This window comes from Halovivax limisalsi (genome assembly GCF_023093535.1).
GTDB classification, from domain to species: Archaea; Halobacteriota; Halobacteria; order Halobacteriales; family Natrialbaceae; genus Halovivax; species Halovivax limisalsi.
Genome location: NZ_CP095757.1, coordinates 3,092,730 through 3,113,249, shown reverse-complemented (window position 1 = coordinate 3,113,249; position 20,520 = coordinate 3,092,730). Strand labels below are relative to the sequence as shown.

The 20,520-nt window shown below is 65.1% G+C and carries 19 protein-coding genes, 1 tRNA gene and 1 pseudogene; 8 read left to right on the top strand and 13 right to left on the bottom strand.

Features of this window, described 5'->3' with window-relative positions; translation table 11 throughout:
- The first annotated feature begins 146 nt into the window (after window positions 1-146).
- The 4 genes from MXA07_RS14530 to MXA07_RS14515 all read left to right on the top strand — a co-directional run bounded on the left by MXA07_RS14530 (window position 147) and on the right by MXA07_RS14515 (window position 4,410).
- Window positions 147-3,260 carry an adenosylcobalamin-dependent ribonucleoside-diphosphate reductase gene (locus MXA07_RS14530; protein WP_247729311.1) on the top strand — a complete coding sequence of 1,038 codons (3,114 nt, stop codon included), beginning with the start codon at window positions 147-149 and terminating at the stop codon, window positions 3,258-3,260.
- A 142-nt stretch (window positions 3,261-3,402) separates the two neighbouring features.
- Window positions 3,403-3,549, top strand: coding sequence for a DUF1328 domain-containing protein (locus tag MXA07_RS14525; protein ID WP_247731764.1), 147 nt, complete (start codon window positions 3,403-3,405; stop codon window positions 3,547-3,549).
- A 55-nt stretch (window positions 3,550-3,604) separates the two neighbouring features.
- Complete coding sequence (locus tag MXA07_RS14520) at window positions 3,605-3,754, top strand: HVO_2523 family zinc finger protein (protein ID WP_247729310.1); 150 nt, start codon at window positions 3,605-3,607, stop codon at window positions 3,752-3,754.
- 122 nt (window positions 3,755-3,876) lie between these two features.
- Window positions 3,877-4,410: a response regulator transcription factor gene (locus MXA07_RS14515; RefSeq protein WP_247729309.1), complete on the top strand. Its 534-nt coding sequence runs from the start codon at window positions 3,877-3,879 to the stop codon at window positions 4,408-4,410.
- 35 nt (window positions 4,411-4,445) lie between these two features.
- On the opposite strand, the gene MXA07_RS14510 is transcribed toward MXA07_RS14515, so the two are convergent.
- Window positions 4,446-5,150, bottom strand: coding sequence for a VTT domain-containing protein (locus MXA07_RS14510; RefSeq protein WP_247729308.1), 705 nt, complete (start codon window positions 5,148-5,150; stop codon window positions 4,446-4,448).
- Window positions 5,151-5,264: 114 nt separating this feature from the next.
- Between MXA07_RS14510 and MXA07_RS14505 the strand changes: the two genes are divergently transcribed.
- Window positions 5,265-5,618 (top strand): DUF5830 family protein, encoded by a 354-nt coding sequence (locus MXA07_RS14505; protein WP_247729307.1) that lies wholly within the window; start codon window positions 5,265-5,267, stop codon window positions 5,616-5,618.
- A gap of 108 nt (window positions 5,619-5,726) precedes the next feature.
- Here MXA07_RS14505 and MXA07_RS14500 read toward each other — a convergent pair whose 3' ends face one another.
- A complete protein-coding gene (locus MXA07_RS14500; protein WP_247729306.1) occupies window positions 5,727-6,890 on the bottom strand; it encodes a DUF7115 domain-containing protein in 1,164 nt (387 codons plus the stop codon).
- A 103-nt stretch (window positions 6,891-6,993) separates the two neighbouring features.
- Here MXA07_RS14500 and MXA07_RS14495 point away from each other — a divergent pair.
- Window positions 6,994-7,137: transfer RNA gene (locus tag MXA07_RS14495), tRNA-Met, on the top strand.
- A gap of 127 nt (window positions 7,138-7,264) precedes the next feature.
- On the opposite strand, the gene MXA07_RS14490 is transcribed toward MXA07_RS14495, so the two are convergent.
- The 8 genes from MXA07_RS14490 to MXA07_RS14455 form a co-directional block, all read right to left on the bottom strand.
- Window positions 7,265-8,188, bottom strand: a complete 924-nt coding sequence (locus MXA07_RS14490) for a lysyl oxidase family protein (RefSeq protein ID WP_247729305.1) — start codon at window positions 8,186-8,188, stop codon at window positions 7,265-7,267.
- A gap of 674 nt (window positions 8,189-8,862) precedes the next feature.
- Window positions 8,863-9,117 (bottom strand): hypothetical protein, encoded by a 255-nt coding sequence (locus MXA07_RS14485; RefSeq protein WP_247729304.1) that lies wholly within the window; start codon window positions 9,115-9,117, stop codon window positions 8,863-8,865.
- Window positions 9,118-9,373: 256 nt separating this feature from the next.
- Window positions 9,374-10,561: a tail fiber domain-containing protein gene (locus MXA07_RS14480; RefSeq protein ID WP_247729303.1), complete on the bottom strand. Its 1,188-nt coding sequence runs from the start codon at window positions 10,559-10,561 to the stop codon at window positions 9,374-9,376.
- A 723-nt stretch (window positions 10,562-11,284) separates the two neighbouring features.
- Window positions 11,285-11,956: a phosphate signaling complex protein PhoU gene (phoU, locus tag MXA07_RS14475; RefSeq protein WP_247729302.1), complete on the bottom strand. Its 672-nt coding sequence runs from the start codon at window positions 11,954-11,956 to the stop codon at window positions 11,285-11,287.
- Between the two features lie 677 nt (window positions 11,957-12,633).
- Window positions 12,634-13,503 carry a phosphate ABC transporter ATP-binding protein PstB gene (pstB, locus tag MXA07_RS14470; RefSeq protein WP_247729301.1) on the bottom strand — a complete coding sequence of 290 codons (870 nt, stop codon included), beginning with the start codon at window positions 13,501-13,503 and terminating at the stop codon, window positions 12,634-12,636.
- Window positions 13,504-13,505: 2 nt separating this feature from the next.
- Window positions 13,506-14,396, bottom strand: coding sequence for a phosphate ABC transporter permease PstA (gene pstA / locus MXA07_RS14465; RefSeq protein WP_247729300.1), 891 nt, complete (start codon window positions 14,394-14,396; stop codon window positions 13,506-13,508).
- On the bottom strand, window positions 14,396-15,319 hold the full coding sequence (pstC, locus tag MXA07_RS14460; protein WP_247729299.1) for a phosphate ABC transporter permease subunit PstC: 924 nt from the start codon (window positions 15,317-15,319) through the stop codon (window positions 14,396-14,398). The genes pstA and pstC overlap by 1 nt, the downstream gene beginning before the upstream one ends.
- Window positions 15,316-16,287 carry a PstS family phosphate ABC transporter substrate-binding protein gene (locus tag MXA07_RS14455; protein WP_247731763.1) on the bottom strand — a complete coding sequence of 324 codons (972 nt, stop codon included), beginning with the start codon at window positions 16,285-16,287 and terminating at the stop codon, window positions 15,316-15,318. The genes pstC and MXA07_RS14455 overlap by 4 nt, the downstream gene beginning before the upstream one ends.
- Window positions 16,288-16,655: 368 nt before the next feature.
- Between MXA07_RS14455 and MXA07_RS14450 the strand changes: the two genes are divergently transcribed.
- Together MXA07_RS14450 and MXA07_RS14445 are read left to right on the top strand one after the other, a co-directional pair.
- The gene (locus MXA07_RS14450) at window positions 16,656-17,651 is read left to right on the top strand and encodes a phosphate uptake regulator PhoU (RefSeq protein ID WP_247729298.1); all 996 of its coding nucleotides are present in this window, start codon (window positions 16,656-16,658) and stop codon (window positions 17,649-17,651) included.
- Window positions 17,652-17,719: 68 nt separating this feature from the next.
- The gene (locus tag MXA07_RS14445; protein ID WP_247729297.1) at window positions 17,720-18,274 is read left to right on the top strand and encodes a GNAT family N-acetyltransferase; all 555 of its coding nucleotides are present in this window, start codon (window positions 17,720-17,722) and stop codon (window positions 18,272-18,274) included.
- Window positions 18,275-18,342: 68 nt separating this feature from the next.
- On the opposite strand, the gene MXA07_RS14440 is transcribed toward MXA07_RS14445, so the two are convergent.
- The 3 genes and pseudogenes from MXA07_RS14440 to MXA07_RS14430 form a co-directional block, all read right to left on the bottom strand.
- Window positions 18,343-18,714 carry a 30S ribosomal protein S8e gene (locus MXA07_RS14440; protein ID WP_247729296.1) on the bottom strand — a complete coding sequence of 124 codons (372 nt, stop codon included), beginning with the start codon at window positions 18,712-18,714 and terminating at the stop codon, window positions 18,343-18,345.
- An 833-nt stretch (window positions 18,715-19,547) separates the two neighbouring features.
- On the bottom strand, window positions 19,548-19,997 hold the full coding sequence (locus MXA07_RS14435) for an HVO_A0114 family putative DNA-binding protein (RefSeq protein WP_247729295.1): 450 nt from the start codon (window positions 19,995-19,997) through the stop codon (window positions 19,548-19,550).
- Between the two features lie 24 nt (window positions 19,998-20,021).
- Window positions 20,022-20,359, bottom strand: a pseudogene (locus MXA07_RS14430) (toxin-antitoxin system TumE family protein).
- Window positions 20,360-20,520 lie beyond the last annotated feature (161 nt).

The window sequence follows — 20,520 nt, the reverse complement described above, 5'->3', positions numbered from 1 at the left end:
GCAGGTGTGTAGGAACATATGAAATTCACAGAACCGATACTTTAATGCAGTAGCTACTATACCCATTGGGCGTCTTCAACCATGCAAGTGAGTACCCGGTCCGACTGTAGAATCGCCCCCCGGAGCCACACAGGAGGGGTCTGCGCATGAGCGAGTCCGAGCGCGCGGTCGACGAGATCACGCTCCCCGTCAAGCGCACCGAAGGCGAGACGCTCGAAGATCGCCTGACGGACAACGCCTACGAGAACATCCTTCCCGCGCGCTACCTGCGCAAGGACTCGAACGGCGAGTTGATCGAGAGCCAGGAGGACCTCTTCGAGCGCGTCGGCGAGAACATCGCGCTGGCCGAGGCGGTCTACGAGGCGGACAACCAGGACGTCGAGATCACGGTCACCCCCGACCAGCTCAAGCCCGATCACCCCCGCCGGGACGAGCTGGCCGCTGACGTCTTTGGCGCCGGAACGACCGTCGACGACGACGTCGAGACCACCCTCACCGAGCACAACGTCAACAAGTTCGCCTACGAGACGATCGTCCCCGAACTCCCCGCGTCGGTCCGCGAGCACGTCGAGGACGTCGCGGAGACGTTCATCGAAGGCATGGAGCGCCTCTCGTTCATGCCGAACTCGCCGACGCTGATGAACGCGGGCGACGAACTCCAGCAGCTCTCCGCGTGTTTCGTCATGAGCCCGGACGACGACCTCTCGGACATCCACGAGACGGCCAAGAAGGCCGCGGAGGTCTTCCAGTCCGGCGGCGGCGTCGGCTACGGCTTCTGGCAGCTGCGGCCGTACGGCGACTCGGTCGGCTCGACCGGCGGCATCGCGTCGGGTCCGATCACCTTCATGCGGACGTACGACCAGCTCTGTGAGACCATCGCCCAGGGCGGGACCCGCCGAGGCGCCCAGATGGGCATCATGCGCGTCTCGCACCCGGACGTCGTCGAGTTCATCCACGCGAAGAACAAGGACGTCTCGCTCGCGCACACGCTTCGTCTCAACGACCCCGACGACTACACCTACACCACCTTCTCCGAGGCCCTGGAGGAGGCCCGCGACCTCATCGACGAGGACGGCCGGGTCCCCAAACACCTGCGAAACGCCGTCGAGGGCCACCTGTCGAACTTCAACATCTCCGTCGGCGTCACCGACGACTTCATGGACGCCGTCCGGAACGGCGAGGAGTACACGTTCACCAACCCGCGGACCGAGGAGCCACACGTCGCCACCGAAGAGACCAAGGAGATGTACTCGCGGTACGATCTCGGCGAGCACGTCGAGGTCGGCGAACCCCTCTCCGTGCCCGCCGAACTCGTCTGGGAGCGCATCGTCGAGGGCGCCCACGAGAACGGCGAGCCCGGCGTGATCTACCTCGAACGGGTGAACAAGGAACACTCCTTCGACGTCGAAGAACACCCGGAACATAGAATAAAAGCGACTAACCCCTGCGGCGAGCAACCTTTGGAAGAATTCGAGGCCTGTAATCTCGGACACATCAACCTCAGTACGCTCGCCGCGTCGGATTCTCCGGACTGGCGCGTCTGGTCGGATCGCCACGCCGACGAGTACGAAAGCCGAGAGGCGGCGATCGACGCCTTCCTGCAGGAGGCGATCGACTTCGAGGAGTTCGACGAGCGCATCGAGTACGGCACGCGCTTCCTCGAGAACGTCGTCACCATGTCGGACTTCCCGGTCGAGGAGATCGAGGAGACGGTCCGCGATATGCGCAAGATCGGCCTCGGCATCATGGGCCTGGCCCAGCTGTATGTCCAGCTCGGCGTGCGCTACGGCAGCGACGAGGGCAACGAGATCGCTCGTCAGCTGTTGACCCACATCAATCACGAGGCCAAGTGGACCAGTCACGAACTGGCTCTCGAGCGGGGCTCGTTCAACGACTGGGACGACTCGAAGTACGCCGATCCCCAGGCGTATCGGGACTGGTTCGAGCACCAGACCGGCCTGGCGGCCGAGAAGTACCCGGACGGCTTCCCGATTCGGAATCACAACGTGACGACGATCGCGCCGACGGGGACGACCTCGATGGTCGGCAACACGACCGGCGGCTGCGAGCCGATCTACAACGTCGCCTACTACAAGAACGTCACCGACGACGTCCAGGGCGAGGAGATGCTCGTCGAGTTCGACGACTACTTCCTACGGACACTGGAGGCCAACGACGTCGACGTCGAGGCCGCGAAACGGGAGGCCCAGGAGCAGATGGCGAACAACGAGTTCGACGGCGTCGAGGGGCTCGACACCGTCCCGGACGCCATCGGCGAACTGTTCGTCATCACGTCGGACCTCTCCGCGAAGGAACACGCCGCGGTCCAGTGTGCCTGCCAGGCGGGCGTGGACTCGGCCATCTCCAAGACGGTCAACGCGCCCAACGACTCCACGCTGGAAGACGCAAAGGAGGTCTTCGAGTGGGTCTACGAGAATGGCGGCAAGGGCGTCACCTACTACCGCGACGGCACCCGATCCAAGCAGGTACTCACGACGCGGGCGGACAACGCGGAGTTCGCCGACGAGGACGAGGCCGCCGAGGTCATCGTCGAGCAGATCCGCGAGGTCTTCGGCGGTCTGGAGGCCTTCCTCGAGAGCGATGACGTCCGGGCCGTCGCCGAGGAGGAACTCTCCTCGCTACTTGCCGGCGAAGTCGACTACACCGAGAAACGCCCGCGACCCGACGCGCTGCAGGGCGTCAGCCAGCGCATCGACACCGGCTACGGCAAGGTCTACGTGACCATCAACGAGGATCCGGAGACGCAGGAGCCGTTCGAGCTCTTCGCGAACATCGGCCACTCGGGCGGCTTCACCAACTCCTTCACCGAGGCGCTCGCGAAGGTCATCTCGACGGCGCTGCGAAGCGGCGTCGATCCCCACGAGATCGTCGACGAACTCTGCGGGACGCGCAGCCCGAAGGTCGCCTGGGACAAGGGCGAGCAGATCCAGTCCATCCCGGACGCGATCGGGACGGCCATGCGACGCTACCTCGACGACGAGATCGACAAGCCGTATCCGAAACAGCAGACGCTCGGCGAGACCGCCGACGAGATTGCGCCCGACGCCGACGCCCGATCGCCGGCCGTCGAACACGACGGTCCGGAGACGGACGGCGGGGCCGCGACGCGAGGGACGAACGCGACCCAGGACCTGATCGACGCGGGCGAGTCGCCGGAGTGTCCCGACTGCGGGTCGCTCTCGCTGTACTTCTCGGAGGGCTGTAAGACCTGCGAGTCCTGCGGCTGGAGCGAGTGCTGACGCGGGGACGCTCCGACATTCGGAGAACGGTACCGCCGAAACCCATTCGACCGTCCTCTCGCGTGAGCTCTGTTTGACGAGTAAGCAGGCTACTGTGCATTCATGCGATCACCGGTTCCGACGCGCGCCAGTGACTCCAGACGTGCTCGAACTCGCACTGCTGTTCTTCGTCGTCGCGATCGTCGCGGCGGTGTTCGGCGCGGGTGGCATCGCTGGCGTCTCGATGGCGATCGCGACGTGGCTGGTCCTAGTGTTCCTGGTCCTGGCCGTCATCTCGCTGCTGTCGTGAGGTTGCTCCCGTCGACAGCTACTTGTCGACGCGACCCGCTGGCCCACTCGAAGCGATGGCCGACCGATCCGAACCGCCGCGGCGCGTCGAAACGTCGACCGGCCCACCCTGTCCGCACTGCGAGGCGGGCATGTACAAGCGCCACTGCAAGTACGTCTGCCCGAACCACGGCGTCGTCTACGACTGTTCCGATCCGTTCCGGTGACGGCACCGAGGCGGCGACCGTCGGCGATGATCTCGGCGTCGCGGACTCACCGATCGATTCGAGCGGTGAGGCGGCCGGCAGGGATAGGTGGGTGTCGATCCCTGGTCGGGTCGAACGCCTGTATGGAGTCGAAACCGACGATCCTGATCGTCGACGACGAGCGTGAGCTGGCGGACCTCTACGCGACGTGGGTCGCCGACGAGTACGCCGTCCGGACGGCCTACGACGGACGGAGCGCGCTCGAGCGGGCCGACGAGACGGTGGACATCGTCTTGCTGGACAGACAGCTGCCGGATCTGAACGGGAACGAGGTCCTCGCTCGAATCCGTGACCGCGGGCTCGATTGCTGGGTGATCATGCTCACGGCGGTCGATCCCGGCTTCGATATCGTCTCGTTCGACATCGACGACTACGTGACGAAGCCGGTGAGCCGATCGACGCTGGTTCGCATCGTCGAGAACCTGCGCGTCAAGTCGCGCTACACCGACACCGACCGGCGGGAACTCGCATCGATCTCGAACAAACTCGAGACGCTCGAGGACGCAGAAGCGGTCGACGACGTCGAGGAGACGCGCGCGTATCGCGAACTCGAACGGGACATGAAGCGCCTGAGCGATTCGTTGGTCGAGCGAGCTGACGAGGACGACACTGCGTAGCCCTTCGACCTGCCGCGGCGGTCGTCCGGCTCGCCTTATCCCTCGGTCGACGACCGACCCGTCTCGATCGAGAGGTACCGATAGAGCGGCCGCGAGAGCAAGACGAGCCCACCGGCGAGACCGAGTGCGAGCGCGAACGGTCCCAGGGTCGACGGGTCCGTCGACGTCATCGACGCCGCCGAGGCGCCGACGGAGACGGCCGCGATCGTCCAGGGGAGCTCCCCGAGAGCCGTTCCAGCGAGAAACCGCGGGAGCGAGACGCCGTGAACGGCGGCGGCGACGGTCGCGACGTCGGACGGAATCGGGGCGAGGCGCGAGCCGACGACGCCCCGCGTCGGCCCCGCCGTCGCGTAGTAGCGATCGACGACGGTGCCGGCCCGATCGGCCAGCGATGCGAACCACCGTCCGTCCGCGGCGTCGGCCGTCGTGCCCGCGGCGATCCACCGGGCGAAGACGAACGTCGGGACGACGGTGCCGACGACGCCGACCATCGCGATCGGAATCCCGGCCGTCACGCCGAAGCCGTACCCGACGAGCGCGGCCAGCGGCGTGGTCGGCCAGGCCAAGAGCGGGCGGAGGAGATAGCAGGCGGCGACGGCCAGGCCGAAGCGTCTCGGATCGTCGGCGATAGCGACGATCACCGGCTTCGTCGCCCCTGGGGACACCAGCAGGCCGGCGCCGATCGCGAGCATCGCCACCGCCGCGCCGAGGTGAACGCGGCTGGGAATCCGCCCTGTCATCGCCGATCGTTCGACCGGTCGCGTTGAAGGTTTTGTGTTCCACTCACGCGCCACGGTGCCGTGGAACCCGGCCGGGCGCAATCCTTATTCCGGTCGCCGGTCCACCCGGTGACGATGGACGACCGGGTCGAACGTGGACTCTCGCTGCTCGAACGGCTCGAACACGAGTCGCTCGACCTCGCCGCCGTCGTCGACCGCCTCGAGGCGATCACCGAAGATCCGGCGATCATCCGGACGACGCTCGATACGGCGGAGACGCGCGGAATCATCGAACGCGAGGACGGCACTGTCCGGCCGAAGCGAGGGACGTTCGTCCGATTCGGCCGGGACGTGATCACGAAGGAGGGTGAGTTCTCGTGCCGGCGCTGCGGGTCGTCGCTCTCGACTGGGTACTTTCTGGCCCTGGATGCCGGCGAAATCGGGCCCTACGGCTCGACCTGTATCAGAAAGGTGACCGGCCGCGAGTGACGTTCGAGAGAGTGACTGGAGGGATCGAGCGGCGACGACGGCGAGACCGGTCGACCGCGGCCGGGTCGGTGGGCTCGTCGAGATGGCCAACTCGTGCCATCGGCGCTTTCAGCGACCCCGGCGCAGTTCCTCGATGAGCTGTTCGATCGTGTTCTGCTGGCGTTCGAGGATCGCGGTCTGGCGGTCGACGGTCTCCTCGAGCGCGTCGAGGCGTTCGAGGAGATCCGCCTCGGCGCCGGCCGTGGCGGGTTCGAACCCGCTCGCTCCGAACCCGTCCGAGTCCCCGCTCGTACCGGTCGGTTCGTCACTCGCCCCGGTCGATTCCTCCCGGGTGGCCGCCGTCCCCTCGGACGGCGATTCGATCGTCGACTCGGCCGACGCCGACTCCCTGTCCGGCGATTCCGTCGTCGATGCGGCGTCCGACGCCGATTCGGTCGCCGCCGTTCGTCCGGCACCCGACGAGCCGCCGGCCGTGGCCGTCGGTCCGGCTTCGTCGACGCGGTCGCCGTCGGCAGGGGCGACTTCCGGCTCGGGTTGTGCCGACGCTTCCTCGTCGCTCGCCGACTCGGTGGAGAGCGGATCGACGCCTTCACCGAAGTCGACGCCGGGGCTGTCTACGTCGGCCTCGTCGTCCAGGCCGACCTTCTCGGCGAGGGCGTCCAGCGAGTCGACGTCGTGGTAGTCGAAGACGGCCGCCTGGAGGCGCTCTCTGAGTTCCGGCGCCTGTTCGTTCGGCGCTTTGATCCGCTGCTGGCGGCCGTCGACCTCGACGACGACCTGCGTGGCGACGCTGCCGGATTCGAACGAGAGGCCGGTGACGTCGTCGTAGGGGAACTCCTCGTAATCTTCGTCCCAGACGGCGCTGCCGATGTGCTTGACGAGTCGGTCGCTGGTGACGATCACCGTGAGTTCGCTGAAGCGGAACGTCTGGACGACTTGCTCGCCGGCGTCGGTGATCCCGTTGCCCGCGAGGACGCCGGCGACGACGGGGTGAACGACGGCGTCGGTCGTCCCGGCGGGCACTTTGAACTCCTTCGTGCCGTCGATCGAGTACTCGAGTGCGATGCGAGTCTTGCGTCGCCCCTCCGAGACCGAGAGGCGGTTCGCGTCGTGGGGAAACTCCTCGACGGACTCGTCCGAGAGCAGTCCGTCGCCCCGGTAGAGGAGGGTGCTCTCGGAGGAGACGAACAACTCGTCGTCGCCCCCGAGCGGGACCCGCTCGACGAGGTCCGCCCCGCCGAGCGCCGACTCCACGATAGCGGGTACGCTCATGCCCAGAGGGTTTGGAGCACCGTATGATAAATCCGTGGGTGCGGGCCCCACGCCGACCGGGAATCGGAAGGGTTTAGAAAACGTCCCGACAACGGACGAACGAGCCCGGGTGGCTTAGCTGGACATAGCGCCGCACTCATAGGGTTCAGAGATTCGGTGCGGCACAGCGAGTCCGTGTCCCACGAGGACCGCCGAGCCTCGAACCTGGGACATGCGGAGATCGAGGGTTCGGAGCCCTCCCCGGGCATACTTCTACCGACGCCACGCGTCGAGGACGAGTGCCAACCCTGAGAAGTATGCCCGGTGGTGGTAGGGTGGTCTCCGGTACCGTTTTCCAACGCACCTTTCCACCGGTACAGTTGGTATCGTCGCGCTCAACAGAGCGAGCGAGCGTCAGCAGCAAGCGGCCGTTCGAACGGCGCGCGGGAGCGGTGCTGTGTATCGAGCAGCGTGACCGTTCCGTTTTCGATGCGAAGGTCGACCCGAACGGTGTTGTCGCGGGAACAGGTTTCCTCGAGCGTGCCTTCTGCGTTCGTCGTGGCCTGAAGCGTGTAGTTTCCGTCGGGGACCCCGTCGATGACGAGGTATTGGCCGGGGAGCGACGAGTCGTACACGTCAGCCCACCCTGCGCTGATGCCCTGATAGTCACAATCGTACTGGGGGCTGCTGCTGACGTTCGAGCGCTGCGGGATGCGGAAGTTGTCCCGAAGACAGAACGTCTGTTTCTTTCCCACGTCCATCTTTCCGCCTGACTCGTCGAATAGCGTATACGTATTGAACCCTTTCAGGTGCGCGTGGCCGTGCGAGTCCGAGTGGACGAACAGATCCGGACGGTTCTCGGGACGACCCAATTCGGCATCCGCTGCTCCGACGTTGTAGATTATCATATCGAACCTGAGCAATCGATGTTCACCAGGGGTTACGTACCCGTCCTCGACGTCGGGACTGGACCGGTCGAATTCCTCCGTCGATATGGTGAAGTCCTCGATGCCAGGAACGAAGTTGACCCCCGGCTCATCCCCGGCTCGGTCGTCCGGGGGTTCGGGATCGGGCTCGATGAGCGTGGACGGGGGGCTCGTCGAACTCGCCTCGTCCGCTGGGGTGGTGCCCGCTTCCTCGGCGCCTTCGGTTCCATCGGTCGCGGCGGTGTCGGTGCCACTCCCGGACGAATTCTCCGAGAACGGGTCCTCGATGCCCATACCTACGCCCCCGAGGGCGACCGCGCACGCCACTGCGATGATGAGGGTTCCAACCAGCGCCGCCGCATACGCCCGTCCGTCGCTCCAGTTTCCCTTCATACGTTCGTCTCTGGGTGTGCTGGAGCTACCCGAGAAGGATCATAGTAAGAACTCCGCTGATCGTCCGTAGCCGTCGTCTACCCGATCGAAATCGCGGCCAACCAGCAGCCGACTCCTGCGTTCGTTCGAGGCATACGTAGCGGGGAGTCCTCTATCCGGATCCGGAGGTGATTCACTCGAACGTCGGACGCTATCGTCAGGTGCCCGTTCCAAACTCTCTCACCATCCCGAGTGCGCGACACCACCGCGGGCGTATTCTGCACGGCAGCGCCGTCGATGGTGGCGAACTCGGCGCGCCGGACGTCACCGCGTAGCCGAACACCTCGACGCCGTCGTCCGTGAGGTGGAGTTCGTCGTCCGATACCCTGCCGATTGCCTTCCAGGACGCCCCCGTGAGTTCGGTACTGGACTCCCGGTGACGCCAGACATTGTGGATAGGTCGCTCCGGGCGGTTCGTGAGGTTGTCTCGAAACTTCGCCAGCGGCGCTCGACCGCGTCAACAACTTACAGACTCCGACCGCATCGAACCTGAACCGGCGGTCGGCGACGCGTACGATCGTCTTGCATGACGATTTCGACATCGACAGTCCGCTCGGAAGCCACTCGGGGTACAGCCGACGCTGCGCCAGCGAACGCCGGTTGGGTCAACCGTTGATGGGGGAATCGTGCCGCGGTCAATCCGCCTCGACCGGCGCGGCGAGTCGCCAGAAAAATTGTCCGGCGAGGCGTACGCCCGTTCCCAGTAGCACGACGGTAACGAGTGAGACGACCGCCCAGGCCAGGAGCGGAAACGCGTTACTCGCGAACGCGTTCGTCCGCCCGAACTCCGCGGTCAGCACCTCGAGGAGGGACAGCAAGCCGAGCGTGACGACCAGCACTGCGAGAGCGAGCAGACCGAGGACGGCTCGACGAAACGACTGCTGTTTCATACGGTACCGGTGCGGTCGGATTATATTAATATCGTCCGGTCCGTTGCGTTCTCGCGGTCTAGAGCGCCTGGAACGTCTCCTGCCCGGCCGCCCGAAGGGAGCGATGCCGTGCTCTCACCCCCACCGCGTCCGGTTTTCCCGGCCGCCGGAACCGCGAATCCGCGCGGAACCGACGAGTTCTTCGACGCGAGAGGTCGTGACGGCGCCCCGTAGCGAAATAGGCCGGGGCTGACCGTTCGACCCTCGGGAGCCGCCCTCACTCGTCCACCCGCGACTCCAGCGTCGCGAGTCGTTCCTCCAGCGCGGTGATGCGTTCGGCTTTCTCCCCCAGGGACTCCGCCAGTCCCTGGATCGCGGCGAACGCGACGCCGTCGGAATCGACCGATGCGATGGCGGTTCCGTCCTCGCCGAGGCCGAACGTGTCCGCGAACTCTTCGGCCATCGGCCCCATGTGTCGACCGCTCCCGTTCTCGCGGAACTCCCAGGTGGTGATCGACAGCGACTCGACGCCCTGGAGCGTGGCCTGCGGGTCGACCGGTTCGACGTTCGTCTTCGCCGCGCTGGTGCTCTCGGTGTTGAACGCCGGTGCGTGAACGGGCATCTGGAACCGCGCTTCGTCGGGGCCGGTCGAGGAGATGTCGGTGGTCGTGGCGTCCCCGAACACGACCGCACCGTCGTGCGTTGCGTTGGCGCCCCGACCGGCCGCGAACGAGTGTTCTCCGGCCGCTTCGTTCGAGAATCCACCGGGAACGGTCGCCCGATCACCGCTCGCCGTGTTGTTCCGACCGCCGCCGACTGTCGCGTGGGCACCGCTGGCCGTATTCCCCTGCCCGCCCGTCGCGCCGCCACCGCCGACCGTCGCCCGTCGGGCACTCGCCGCGTTGCCGACGCCGCCGCCGACGGTCGCGTCGACGCCGCTCGCTTCGTTCCCCGCACCGCCGGCCACTGTTGCCGCCTGGCCGGTGGCTTCGTTTCCCCAGCCCGCACCGACCGTCGATCGAATCCCGGTGGCTTCGTTCTCCAGCCCGCCGCCGACGGTCGCGTACTCCGCTTCGGTCCGGTTGTCTTCACCACCGCCGATCGTCGCGTACTGTCCTCTGGCGGTGTTCCACGCGCCGCCGCCGATGAAACTCAGTTCGCCGTCCGCCAGATTGCCGCCACCGCCGTCGATGCCTTCGACCGTTCCGCCGCCAGCGATGGTGCTCGCGGTCCCCGTCGTCCGATTGTTTCGCCCCCCGCCGACGACGCTGTACCGACCGAAGACCGAGTTGTCGTGACCGCCGCTGGCCGTGCCGAAGTCGTCCCCGGTGAGGTTCCGCTCGCCGCCGCTGACGGTGCTCGCCTGTCCGTCGGCCTGATTGTCTTCGCCGCCGCTGACGGTACTTAGATCGCCGTTCGCCTCGTTTCCCACGCCGCCGCCGATCGTGCTTCCCTCGCCGCTCATCCGTTTCCTCCGTCGGTTTCCCGCCGTTCGTGTACTGGTCGATATCGCCCGGTTTCCGTGCGTTGTGTCATGTTCGTTCCCATCGCTCCACCGAGTTATTGCCGCTCTCGGTGCGCATCACCGCTCCTGCGTTGCGTGCTCGACGCGCCGATCTGCCTTACCGACTTTCGGTACTGGCTACCGTTTGTTCCCACGAACAATAGCTAACCACCATAGGAACCTATGTGAACGTACCACATAACCGTATCCGTTGAACTTTCGGCGGTGAGTTCGCCCTCCTTCGGGAAAGTCGTTCACGCGTGGGATCATCGACGTCTCGCTGTAGGCCTCGCCCTCGTCGCAATCGACGCCCGGCTGGATGTAGGACACTGCGCTCGACGGTGGACGCCTCGTCGCCGAAGTCGAGATCGGGGGCGCTCGGCGAGTTGTCGAAGTAGATCTCGTGTCTCGACGCGAGCTGGCCGTGCAGGTCGCTGACGTGGGCGAAGACGGCGTCCGGGGCACCGTCGTCGGCGACGGCTGCGCCGTCGAGGGTTCGTCAGGACCACGCTGGCGAGGTGTCGACGTGGACCTGCCTTGCCGTCGTCCATCAGGCGGCCCTACGGAGATTCGGGGTCGGTCCGGCAGGGACGTGATCGGATCCCTGTCGGTCGGTCAGTGCGGCGTGGCTTCGCCACGGACTGGAACAGTAGCGAAACGACGGCGAACCCGAACCGAGGGCCGTCAGTAGATGAGTTCGTCGTCGTTCTCGACCATGTACAGCGTGCGCGCGGCGATGTTGACGGCGTGATCGCCGATTCGTTCCAAGTCGCGGATCGTCAACAGGAGCCGGGAGACGTCCTGGAGGAGGTCCTCGACCTCGTCGGACTCGTCGAGTTCGCGTTCGATGAGGTCGCGGACGACGATCTCGCTGGCCCGTTCGGCGACGAGGTCGACGTCGTCGTCGCGGGCGGCGAGTTCGCGACAGGCCTCGACGTCTTCGGTGTCGTAGGCCTGGACCGCGTCGTCGACCATCTCGAGCGTCGCGACGCCCATCTCCTGGATGTCGACGTCGGGGAAGAGGTCGCGCTCGGCGTCGATGGTGTACTCGCCGAGGTTGACCGCGAGGTCGGCGATCCGTTCGAGGTCGGTGATGATCTTGAACGAGGCCGCGATGAACCGGAGGTCGCTCGCGACCGGTTGCTGGAGCGCGAGCAGGTCGACGCACTGCTGTTCGAGGTCGAGGTACATCTGGTTGACCTCGTAGTCGCCCTCGATGACCTCACGGGCGAGCGAATCGTCCTTCCGGTCGAGCGCGTCGAGGCCCATCCGAAGGCGTTCCATGACGACTTCGCCCATATAACAGACGTCCTCGCGAAGCGCCGTCAGTTGTTCCTGATAGGACTCTCTTGCCATACTCGCGAATCCGCGTCGAACGGGTATGTAGCTTATGTCTCGGGTCGTTCCGGGGCGCCTCTCGATGGTCCGCGTGCGGTTCGACGGGAATCGGTTCTGGAGCTCGGGTCGTGAACTGCCGATGCCGACCGACGCTGGTAACGGCTGGATCTGGGTCTTCGGAACGCTGTTCTCGTCGTTGTGACAGCTGCCCTTGGTGCGGATGCCGTCGCCAGACCCGGCGGGAAAGGCTTGATGCGGTTGTAACGAGTTGCAGCGGCCTGGACGGGGCTCCGCGCCTGAGTCGTTCACCGCGAGCGAACGAAGTGAGCGAGCGGGCCGACGACCGACCCGGAAAGCGCGGCGCTGCGCGCCGCGGGAAAGCGAGCGGCGAAGCCGCGAGCCAAAGCGCCGCGAAGCGGCGCTGTAGGGGAGCGAGGAGTGCTTTTCATGGAAGCTAAGCGGGAGCGAAGCTCCCGCGGAGGTCGTCGGCGCTTCGCGCCGACTGCTCGAGGGAACTGCGTTCCCTCGCCGTCCAAAAGAGCCGGAGGCTCTTTTGAAGATTTTGCCGAGCGTCGACGGAACGTGCGCCAGCCGTGCTGGCGCCGTTCCGTCAGAGCGTGGTTCGAGAGGCGCTTCGCGCCTCTCGTCATCACGGAAGACGCGAAGCGTCTTCCGAACGACAGCGCAAAAGTTCCTCAACCGAACTTCCCGGTGATGTAGTCCTCGACGCGCTGGTGATCGGGATTCTCGAAGATCTTGTTTGTGTCGTCGAACTCGACGAGTTCGCCGCCGGTGAGGAAGACCGCCGTCTTGTCGGAGATGCGGGCCGCCTGTTGCATGTTGTGGGTGACGATGACGACCGTGTACTCTTCGGCCAGATCGTCGATCAGGTCCTCGATCTTCGAGGTGGCGACGGGGTCGAGCGCGCTCGCGGGCTCGTCCATGAGGATGACCTCCGGGTCGGGCGCGATCGCGCGGGCGATACAGAGGCGCTGTTGTTGGCCGCCGGAGAGCTCGAGGCCGCTCTCGTCGAGCTGGTGGTTCACCTCGTCCCAGAGGGCCGCGTTCCTGAGCGCGGTCTCGACCTTCTGGTCGACGTTCTGATCGTCGCCCTGGACTTTGAGGCCGTAGGCGACGTTGTCGCGGATCGATTTGGGGAACGGGTTCGGCGACTGGAACACCATGCCGATCTTCCGGCGGAGCGCGACGGGATCGACGTCGTCGTCGTAGACGTTCTTGCCGTCGAAGAGCAGGTCGCCGTCGACGCGGGCGGTGTCGACGAGATCGTTCATCCGGTTGATCGACCGGAGGAACGTGGACTTGCCACAACCCGAGGGGCCGATGACGGCGGTGACCTGCTTCTCGGGGATCTCGATGTCGACGTCGGTGAGCGCTTGTTCGTCACCGTAATAGACGCTGAGGTCGCGCGCTTCGAGCAGCGTCCGATCCGTCGTCGTCTCCTGGGACGAGCCGTCGTCCTCCGAGACGAGGTCGGAATCGAGGGTGGTGGCTGGCTGGTCGTCGGCCGATTCGGTCTCCGAGTGGGACATCTGTGCGTGTGTCATTGTCAGGTGGTTCGCTCAAATCGGTTCCGGATGACGATCGCGATCGAGTTGATGGTGAGCAGGATGACGAGCAGGGTGACGACGCCGGCGGCGACGACGCCGTACTGGAAGGCCTGCTGCGGGTAGGACGCCCAGTTGTAGATCTGCAGCGGCATCGCACTCACCTTGCTGAGGAGGCTGTTGGGGACGCCGAAGACGGTCGTCGGCGCGGCGATCATGATCAGCGGCGCCGTCTCGCCGATCGCGCGGCCGAGCGCGAGGATCGTCCCGGTCATGATGCCCGGCATCGCCCGCGGCAGGACGACGTTGCGGATCGTCTGCCACTTCGTCGCGCCCATCCCGTAGGAGGCCTGTCGCTGCGAGTCGGGTACCGCGCGGATCGCTTCCTGAGCGGAGATGATCACGATCGGCAGGATGAGCAGGCCGACGGTGAATGCCGCGGCGATGATCGACCCGTAGCCGATGTCCAGCATCCCGACGAAGAGTCCGAGTCCGAGCAGCCCGTAGACGATCGACGGGACGCCGGCGAGATTGGCGATGTTGAGCTGGATGAACGTCGTCAGCGGGCCGTCGTCCGCGTACTCTTCGAGGTAGACCGCGGCGCCGACGCCGAGCGGGAAGGTGATCAGTGCGATAAGGAGCATAATGGCGATCGAACCGACGATCGCCGGGAGGAAACCAGCCTGGTCGGGGAACGGGTGGGGCGGATTCGTGAGGAATCCCCAGTCAAGCCAGCCGACGGCGTCGACGGCAACGTTCGCGAGCAGGAGTGCCAGCGAGACGATTCCGACGAGCGTCGCGGCGAGTGCGAGTAGTCTGAATGCGACGTCTTTGCGTCGACTGATCCGGCCGAATGCGGAGTCGGAGCGCGCGTCGGTCGATTCGGCCGCCATCAGCGATACACCTCCCTGTAGCGCGAGGCAACGAACTCGCTGATCAGGTTCATGGCGAACGTGATGACGAACAGCGTGAGGCCGACCGCGAAGAGGCTCTGGTACTTGACTCCCTGGCTGACCATGTCGCCGGTCCCGATTTTGACCATTGCGGCGGTCATCGTCTCGATCGAGTCGAGGAAAATCCCGGTGGGGTTCGCGAGGTCGACCATGCGCGGCGTCTGGCCGGCCGCCATCGCGACGATCATGGTCTCGCCGATCGCCCGCGACAGGGCGAGGATGAACGAGGAGAAGATGCCCGACAGCGCGGCCGGGACGACGATCGTCGTGGAGACGGTGAACTTCGTCGCGCCGAGGCCGTAGCCGGCCTGTCGGAGCGAGTCCGGAACCGCGCTCATCGCGTCCTCGCTGATCGAGGATACCATCGGGATGATCATGATGCCGACCATGATCGACGCCGAGAGGGCGTTGAACGTTCCGATGGGGAGGAAGCGATCGAGAAACGGCGTCACGTAGACGAGCGCGAAGTAGCCGTAAACGACCGTCGGGACGCCCGCGAGCACTTCGAGGGCGGGCTTGAGGTAGGCTCGCCGCCGCTCGGAGGCGTACTCGGAGAGGTAGATCGCAGTCAGCAGGCCGATCGGCAGCGCGACCGCCGCGGCGCCGATCGTGACCGTGAGTGTCCCGGAGATGAGTGGAAGGACCCCGAAGGAGATCGGTTCGTGACTCGGCGTCCACCTCGTTCCCGTGAGGAAGTCGACGATCGACACCGACCCGAAGAAGTTGATGGCGTCGACGACGAGCGTGAGGATGATCCCGAGGGTGGTCGCGATCGAGAGGAGCGCACAGAGCAAGAAGAGGTAGCGAAACGTCGTGCCGCGGAGGGTTCGAATGCCGTCGTGTGAAAAGTCGTGCTCGCTCATGCGGTCACCTCGTCGATCTTCGATTCGAGTTTGTCCATGTTCTCCGCCTGTTTCTCCTCGTTCAGCGGCACGTATCCGATCTCGGCGATCAGGTCACTCGTCGTTCGTTCCATGTAGTAGCGGACGAAGTCCCGGACCGTCGGATCGGCGAGGGAGTCCTTTGCCACATAGATGTACAGGTCACGCGTGAGAGGCGCGTATTCGCCTGTTTGGGCGGTTTCGAGCGATGGTTCGACACAGCCGTCGCCGTTATCGATGGCGATCGCCTTGACGGAGTCGGGGTTTTCGCTGTAGTACGAGAATCCGAAGTAGCCCATCGCCGTTTCGGAGCCCTGTACCCCCTGGACGATCGTCCGATCCTGTTCGGTCGCGTAGTAGTCGCTTCGATGATTCGTCTCCTCGCCCACGATCTTTTCTTTGAAGTAGTCGAACGTCCCGGAGGTGGTCGCGGCCCCGTAGAGTTCGAACGGTTCGTCCGGGTAGGAGTCGTCGATGTCGCTCCACTGCTGGGCGCCGTCGGCGCGCCAGATCTGGCGCAACTCCTCGACTGTGAGGCAGTCCACGAACTCCGCGTTCGGATTGACCACGACCGTCAGGGCGTCGGTGGCGACCGGAAATTCGATCGGCGTCACGTCGTTACTCGCGCACTGTTCGACCTCGGCGTCGGCGATCTCCCGGCTGGCGTTGTTGATATCGGTTCGGCCCGCACAGAAGAAGTTCCCGAACCCGCCCCCGGTTCCGGTCTTGCTGAGCGAGATGTTGGCCGTGGGGTTCTCCTCCGAGAACGCGGAGGCGATGGCTTCCGTCACGGGAAACACCGTAGAACTTCCCGCGACGTTCACCTGGTTGTTGGCCGTCGCGAATACCCCACTGCAGCCCGCTAGCGCGCCGGAGATCGCCGCCCCTGTACCCGCGAGCACCGCTCGCCGGCCGAGCCCCGCCGACGGCCCCGTAGCGTCTCTCGACATCATCGAATGTGAGCGGCGGTGCAGGTAAGTAGACTACTATGATTGCTATATAGAGGTATGTATTGTCACAGTAGGTCACGGCCGACGGCGATGGACCGGCGGTCATCTCCGGTCGGTATTGAGTCGTCAGATCGCACACACGCCGCCGTCGCGACCACGCTAGTCGAGGAACAGGCGCGACGATCGGACCCGTCTATTGCCTCGTTCGTCCGGCACTGGCGCGTTCGATCGACACCACCGACCGCAGGAGCGTTTACCCTTCACTGAATCGTTCGTGACTCGACCTTACTTTCGAAGCTGAATACGGAGTTGTGGGCGGATATCAATAGATCGCTGTTTCTTTAGGGTGTGGCTGCAGAGGTGCCGTTATGGAGACGCGCAAAGTGCAAGTGACGGGCGGGTCGACCTACACGGTCTCGTTACCGAAGGAGTGGGCGACGGACAACGGCGTGGAGGCGGGCAGCACCGTCGAGTTCTACCCCGAGGACGGCGCGCTCTTGCTGACGCCGAAGCGGGAGTCGGCCCACCAGGAGGGCGAACTCGACGTCTCGAACCTGACGGGCACCCAGCTCACGCGCGCGGTGATGACCATGTACGTCAGCGGGTTCGACATCATCCGCCTGACCGCCGATCGGGTGACGACCGAACAGCGGCGGGCCATCCGGGAGGCGACGCAGAACCTCGTCGGCGTCGAGGTGCTCTCGGAGACCACCGACAGCGTCGTGATCCAGGATCTGCTTGACTCGGCGGAGCTCTCGATCGTGAACGCGGTCGACCGGATGCGCCTGATCGCCGAATCGATGCTCGAAGACGCCGTGACCGCCCTGGTCGAAAACGACGACGACATCGCGGCGGACGTCATCCAGCGCGACGACGACGTCGACAGGCTCTTTCTGGTCGTCTCGCGCATCTTCCGTGCGACGCTTCGCTCGCCGACGGCGGCCGAATCCCTCGGCGTCACCCGCGAGGATTGCTTCGACTATCACTCGAGCGCCCGCCAACTCGAACGCGTCGCGGACCACGCGGTCAAGGTGAGCCAGCTCGCCCAGAAGCTCGACGACGTGCCCGAGGACGTCGCCGACGCGCTCGTGGCGCTCTACGAGGACGCCGACCGCGTGATCCGCACGTCGATGGACGCGCTCGACGCCGAGGACGCAGACCGGGCGACGGAACTCGGCCACACCGCCCGACAGGCGGTCCGCGAGATCGACGAACACACCCGGAAGATCGACGATCGCCTGCGCGACCTCGATCCGGTCGAGGCCCAGTCGCTCGGCCTCATCGTCGACTCGCTCTCGCGGTGTGCGGACTACGGCGGTAACATCGCCGAGACGGCCCTCCAGAAGGCGGCGCCGCGACCGTAGCCGCCTCGCGTCGATCGGTCGATCCGGTATCGTCAGCGATATGAGCCGGGTGATTCGACGTGAACCCGATGACCGACGGCACCGTCGACGTGACCGTCCGACCGGCACGCCCCGACGAGGCACCGGCGATTCGGACGGTCTGTGCGACCGCGTGGCGACGAGCGTACGACGGACTCCTGCCCGACGCCTACGTCGAGGCGAACCTCGAGACGTTTTACACGACCGACTGGCTCCGGGCGGAGATTCGGGCGCCAACGGACGCGGGCCGGTGGCTCGTCGCCGCCTCGGCCGACGATTCGGCCGCGCCGGCGGTTTGCGGGGCCGGCCGGGGATCGTCGCCGACGAACGGGACGTGCGAGGTGTCGACGCTCTACGTTCACCCGGAGGCCCAGGGACTGGGGGTCGGGAGCGCGCTCCTGGAAGCGATCACGGCGAGACAGCGAGCGGACTGCGCCGGGCATCCCCCGGAGATCGACCAGTGCGTCGAGGTGTTCGACGGACACGCGCAGGCGATCGGCTTCTACGAACATCACGGGTTCGAGCGCGTCAGCACCCGGCGGACCGACGTCGTCGACGGCGTCGATCCGGACCACCGGACCGTCCGGCTGACCCGCGGGTGCTGAGTCGCGCCCGTACCCTGGGTCGAATGAACCCTGACTCGCGAGAACGAGAGCGCAGCGAGACGTGGGTCTCAGTCGAGCAGGACGGCGTTGACCTGGCCGGTCTGGCCGGGTCGCGAGGTGACGCGGGCGGTGCCCTCGCCGGTCTCGATGACCGCGCCCTTCGTGATGATGTTCCGGCGGACGTAGTTGGGGTTGGCCTCGTTCTCGACGACGTTCTCGATCTCGGCAGTGACCGTCTCGCCGCCGGTGTTGACGTGGGCGACGTCGGTCGCGAGCGCGCGGGTCTTGACGTTGTCGCCGCGGACGTCGACGGTCTTGTAGCGCGGCTCGCCCACCTGCGTCTCGGTCGGTTCGCGCCCGAGTTCGTCCTTGCGGTGGTTGCGCGCGTGCTTGAGTCGGCCTCCGGTTCGCTTGCGAGTCGAGCGGACCTGGTCTTGCATACCCGAACGAAACCGGCGGACGATACTTATAAGGCTCGATCCGATCGTTTTGCAACCTCGTCGATCGCTGCACCGAGTCCGCCACGTCAGGACGTATTCAGCTACTCTCAAAACGAATCCACCTATCAACGACGACTTTCAGTCACTACCCGATCTGCGAACTCCAGCATCCCCAATGCCAGCCACGCAGTCGGCGCAGCAAAATCGCGTGGCCGCCGCGAATCGCTCCGACGCGGCGGGCGGCCGGGCCGTCACGCGAAACAGCTGGTCGGTCGCCAGGTCGCGATCGCACCGGTAGCACTCGCGCTCGGCCGTCGAGTCGGCCGACTGGTCACCCCGCACCGCACCGAGAGATTTCATCGGAAATTCCTCCGAACCAGTCGCGTCGTCCACTCGTGACGACAGCGTCCCCACTCCGAACGATCGAAACCAGAAGCGGGACGGCGATTCATCTCTCGATACCGCGAGCGTGCGAGACCTTTTTGTCTCGGTAGTGTGTTCGCAATCATGGTGACCAAATCGGTGATCCGGTTTGGAAGCCACGTCTCGGGTGGCCCTAACACCCGGGGCATTTCTCTGGGCGCATGCCCCCTGCGGCTCGTGTGGAGACGTGAGCTTCCGGTCGGGCGTACACATCGCAGTATATTATATCTGTTGGAAATAAGATTAATTTTGTATCGGGAAACGTTCACTGGATAAAATCTCGATACGTTCTGCCGTTCGCCCGCCAACGGTCGAAGCGTTCGGTTGAGATTGGATACATTTTACATACCTCGAACAGTTTGCGGGGACGGCCGCTTCGTCTTCGGCATCGAGGTCAGCGTCCGGGTGAGTCACGGTGCCGCAGTCGCCGTGTCGCCAGCCTCCGGATCGAATGGGAGAGTGATGACGAGTTCGTCGAACCAGACGACCGGGCGCATTCGCTGTCCCTCCTCCTCGAAAAAGATGATTCCCAATCGAGCGAGCCGACTGAGTTCCTCGTGGACGTTCTTCACGTCTCGGTCGACCACACGTGCGGTCTCGTTGATGCTGGCTGGCCCTTCCCGACGGATAGCTTCGATGAGGTCGAGGGCGCGCGGTGTCAGCGTCTCCATGAGGTCGTCGTAACTCGCGAACGAGAGCGTGGGCGGAGAATTCACCGAGTTCCCGCGTTCGAGCGCCTCGATCCCGTCGACGACGTCGTCGTGGAATTCACGGGACGCCTTCACGGTAACGACGAGCGTTGACTCGGCCCGAAGCTGTTCGCGCTCCATCGGGTGCAGCGGCGGCGTGGTGTCGTTCATTGGTATCACCGTGGTGTGATGGTCTCAGTTAACTTTCAACTCGGATTTCGGAATTTCCCTCCAGAACCGTTCCCACAGTTCGATCATCCCGGGGAACTCGATTACGACCGGATCGGGGTCCGGAGCGACGTGAAGTTCGTGTCCTTTGGTATCCTCGTGCGAGTTATCGTACCGCCGAATCGTCCCATCGTCGAGCGTGCGGGGTGGGTCTGGATCCGTCGTGCCGTAGTGAAGCTTGAGGCCCATCCGGACGGGTACGCGTCACGGGTCGTCCGCATGCAGAACACCCGGATGACGGTTCCGTCGGGGTACTTCCTCCCCTCGCTTACTCCGTCGAGGTCGTCTTCCGTGAATGGGGCCATCCACGATTATCGGTACACGGACCAACGCGATAAGCTTATTGGTGAGGGAACCAATAGACATCGTTTCCGTCTACTGTCGGTTCGAGTAGTCGTAGCCGGTTTTTCTTTGGAGGGCTTTTCCGATCCGAGACCAGCCGAACCGTCAGGATTAATTCCGCCCT

Bases quoted from the DNA above. Each gene is read 5' to 3' on its own strand.
- MXA07_RS14505 (WP_247729307.1), top strand. From the start codon at position 5,265: ATGGACGACCGGGTCGAACGTGGACTCTCGCTGCTCGAACGGCTCGAA.
- MXA07_RS14480 (WP_247729303.1), bottom strand. From the start codon at position 10,561: ATGAGCGGCGAGGGAAGCACGATCGGCGGCGGCGTGGGAAACGAGGCG.
- pstA (WP_247729300.1), bottom strand. From the start codon at position 14,396: ATGGCGGCCGAATCGACCGACGCGCGCTCCGACTCCGCATTCGGCCGG.
- MXA07_RS14510 (WP_247729308.1), bottom strand. From the start codon at position 5,150: ATGACAGGGCGGATTCCCAGCCGCGTTCACCTCGGCGCGGCGGTGGCG.
- MXA07_RS14445 (WP_247729297.1), top strand. From the start codon at position 17,720: ATGACCGACGGCACCGTCGACGTGACCGTCCGACCGGCACGCCCCGAC.
- MXA07_RS14490 (WP_247729305.1), bottom strand. From the start codon at position 8,188: ATGAAGGGAAACTGGAGCGACGGACGGGCGTATGCGGCGGCGCTGGTT.
- MXA07_RS14515 (WP_247729309.1), top strand. From the start codon at position 3,877: ATGGAGTCGAAACCGACGATCCTGATCGTCGACGACGAGCGTGAGCTG.
- MXA07_RS14530 (WP_247729311.1), top strand. From the start codon at position 147: ATGAGCGAGTCCGAGCGCGCGGTCGACGAGATCACGCTCCCCGTCAAG.
- phoU (WP_247729302.1), bottom strand. From the start codon at position 11,956: ATGGCAAGAGAGTCCTATCAGGAACAACTGACGGCGCTTCGCGAGGAC.
- MXA07_RS14435 (WP_247729295.1), bottom strand. From the start codon at position 19,997: ATGAACGACACCACGCCGCCGCTGCACCCGATGGAGCGCGAACAGCTT.
- MXA07_RS14485 (WP_247729304.1), bottom strand. From the start codon at position 9,117: ATGAAACAGCAGTCGTTTCGTCGAGCCGTCCTCGGTCTGCTCGCTCTC.
- pstC (WP_247729299.1), bottom strand. From the start codon at position 15,319: ATGAGCGAGCACGACTTTTCACACGACGGCATTCGAACCCTCCGCGGC.
- MXA07_RS14520 (WP_247729310.1), top strand. From the start codon at position 3,605: ATGGCCGACCGATCCGAACCGCCGCGGCGCGTCGAAACGTCGACCGGC.
- MXA07_RS14455 (WP_247731763.1), bottom strand. From the start codon at position 16,287: ATGTCGAGAGACGCTACGGGGCCGTCGGCGGGGCTCGGCCGGCGAGCG.
- MXA07_RS14440 (WP_247729296.1), bottom strand. From the start codon at position 18,714: ATGCAAGACCAGGTCCGCTCGACTCGCAAGCGAACCGGAGGCCGACTC.
- pstB (WP_247729301.1), bottom strand. From the start codon at position 13,503: ATGACACACGCACAGATGTCCCACTCGGAGACCGAATCGGCCGACGAC.
- MXA07_RS14500 (WP_247729306.1), bottom strand. From the start codon at position 6,890: ATGAGCGTACCCGCTATCGTGGAGTCGGCGCTCGGCGGGGCGGACCTC.
- MXA07_RS14450 (WP_247729298.1), top strand. From the start codon at position 16,656: ATGGAGACGCGCAAAGTGCAAGTGACGGGCGGGTCGACCTACACGGTC.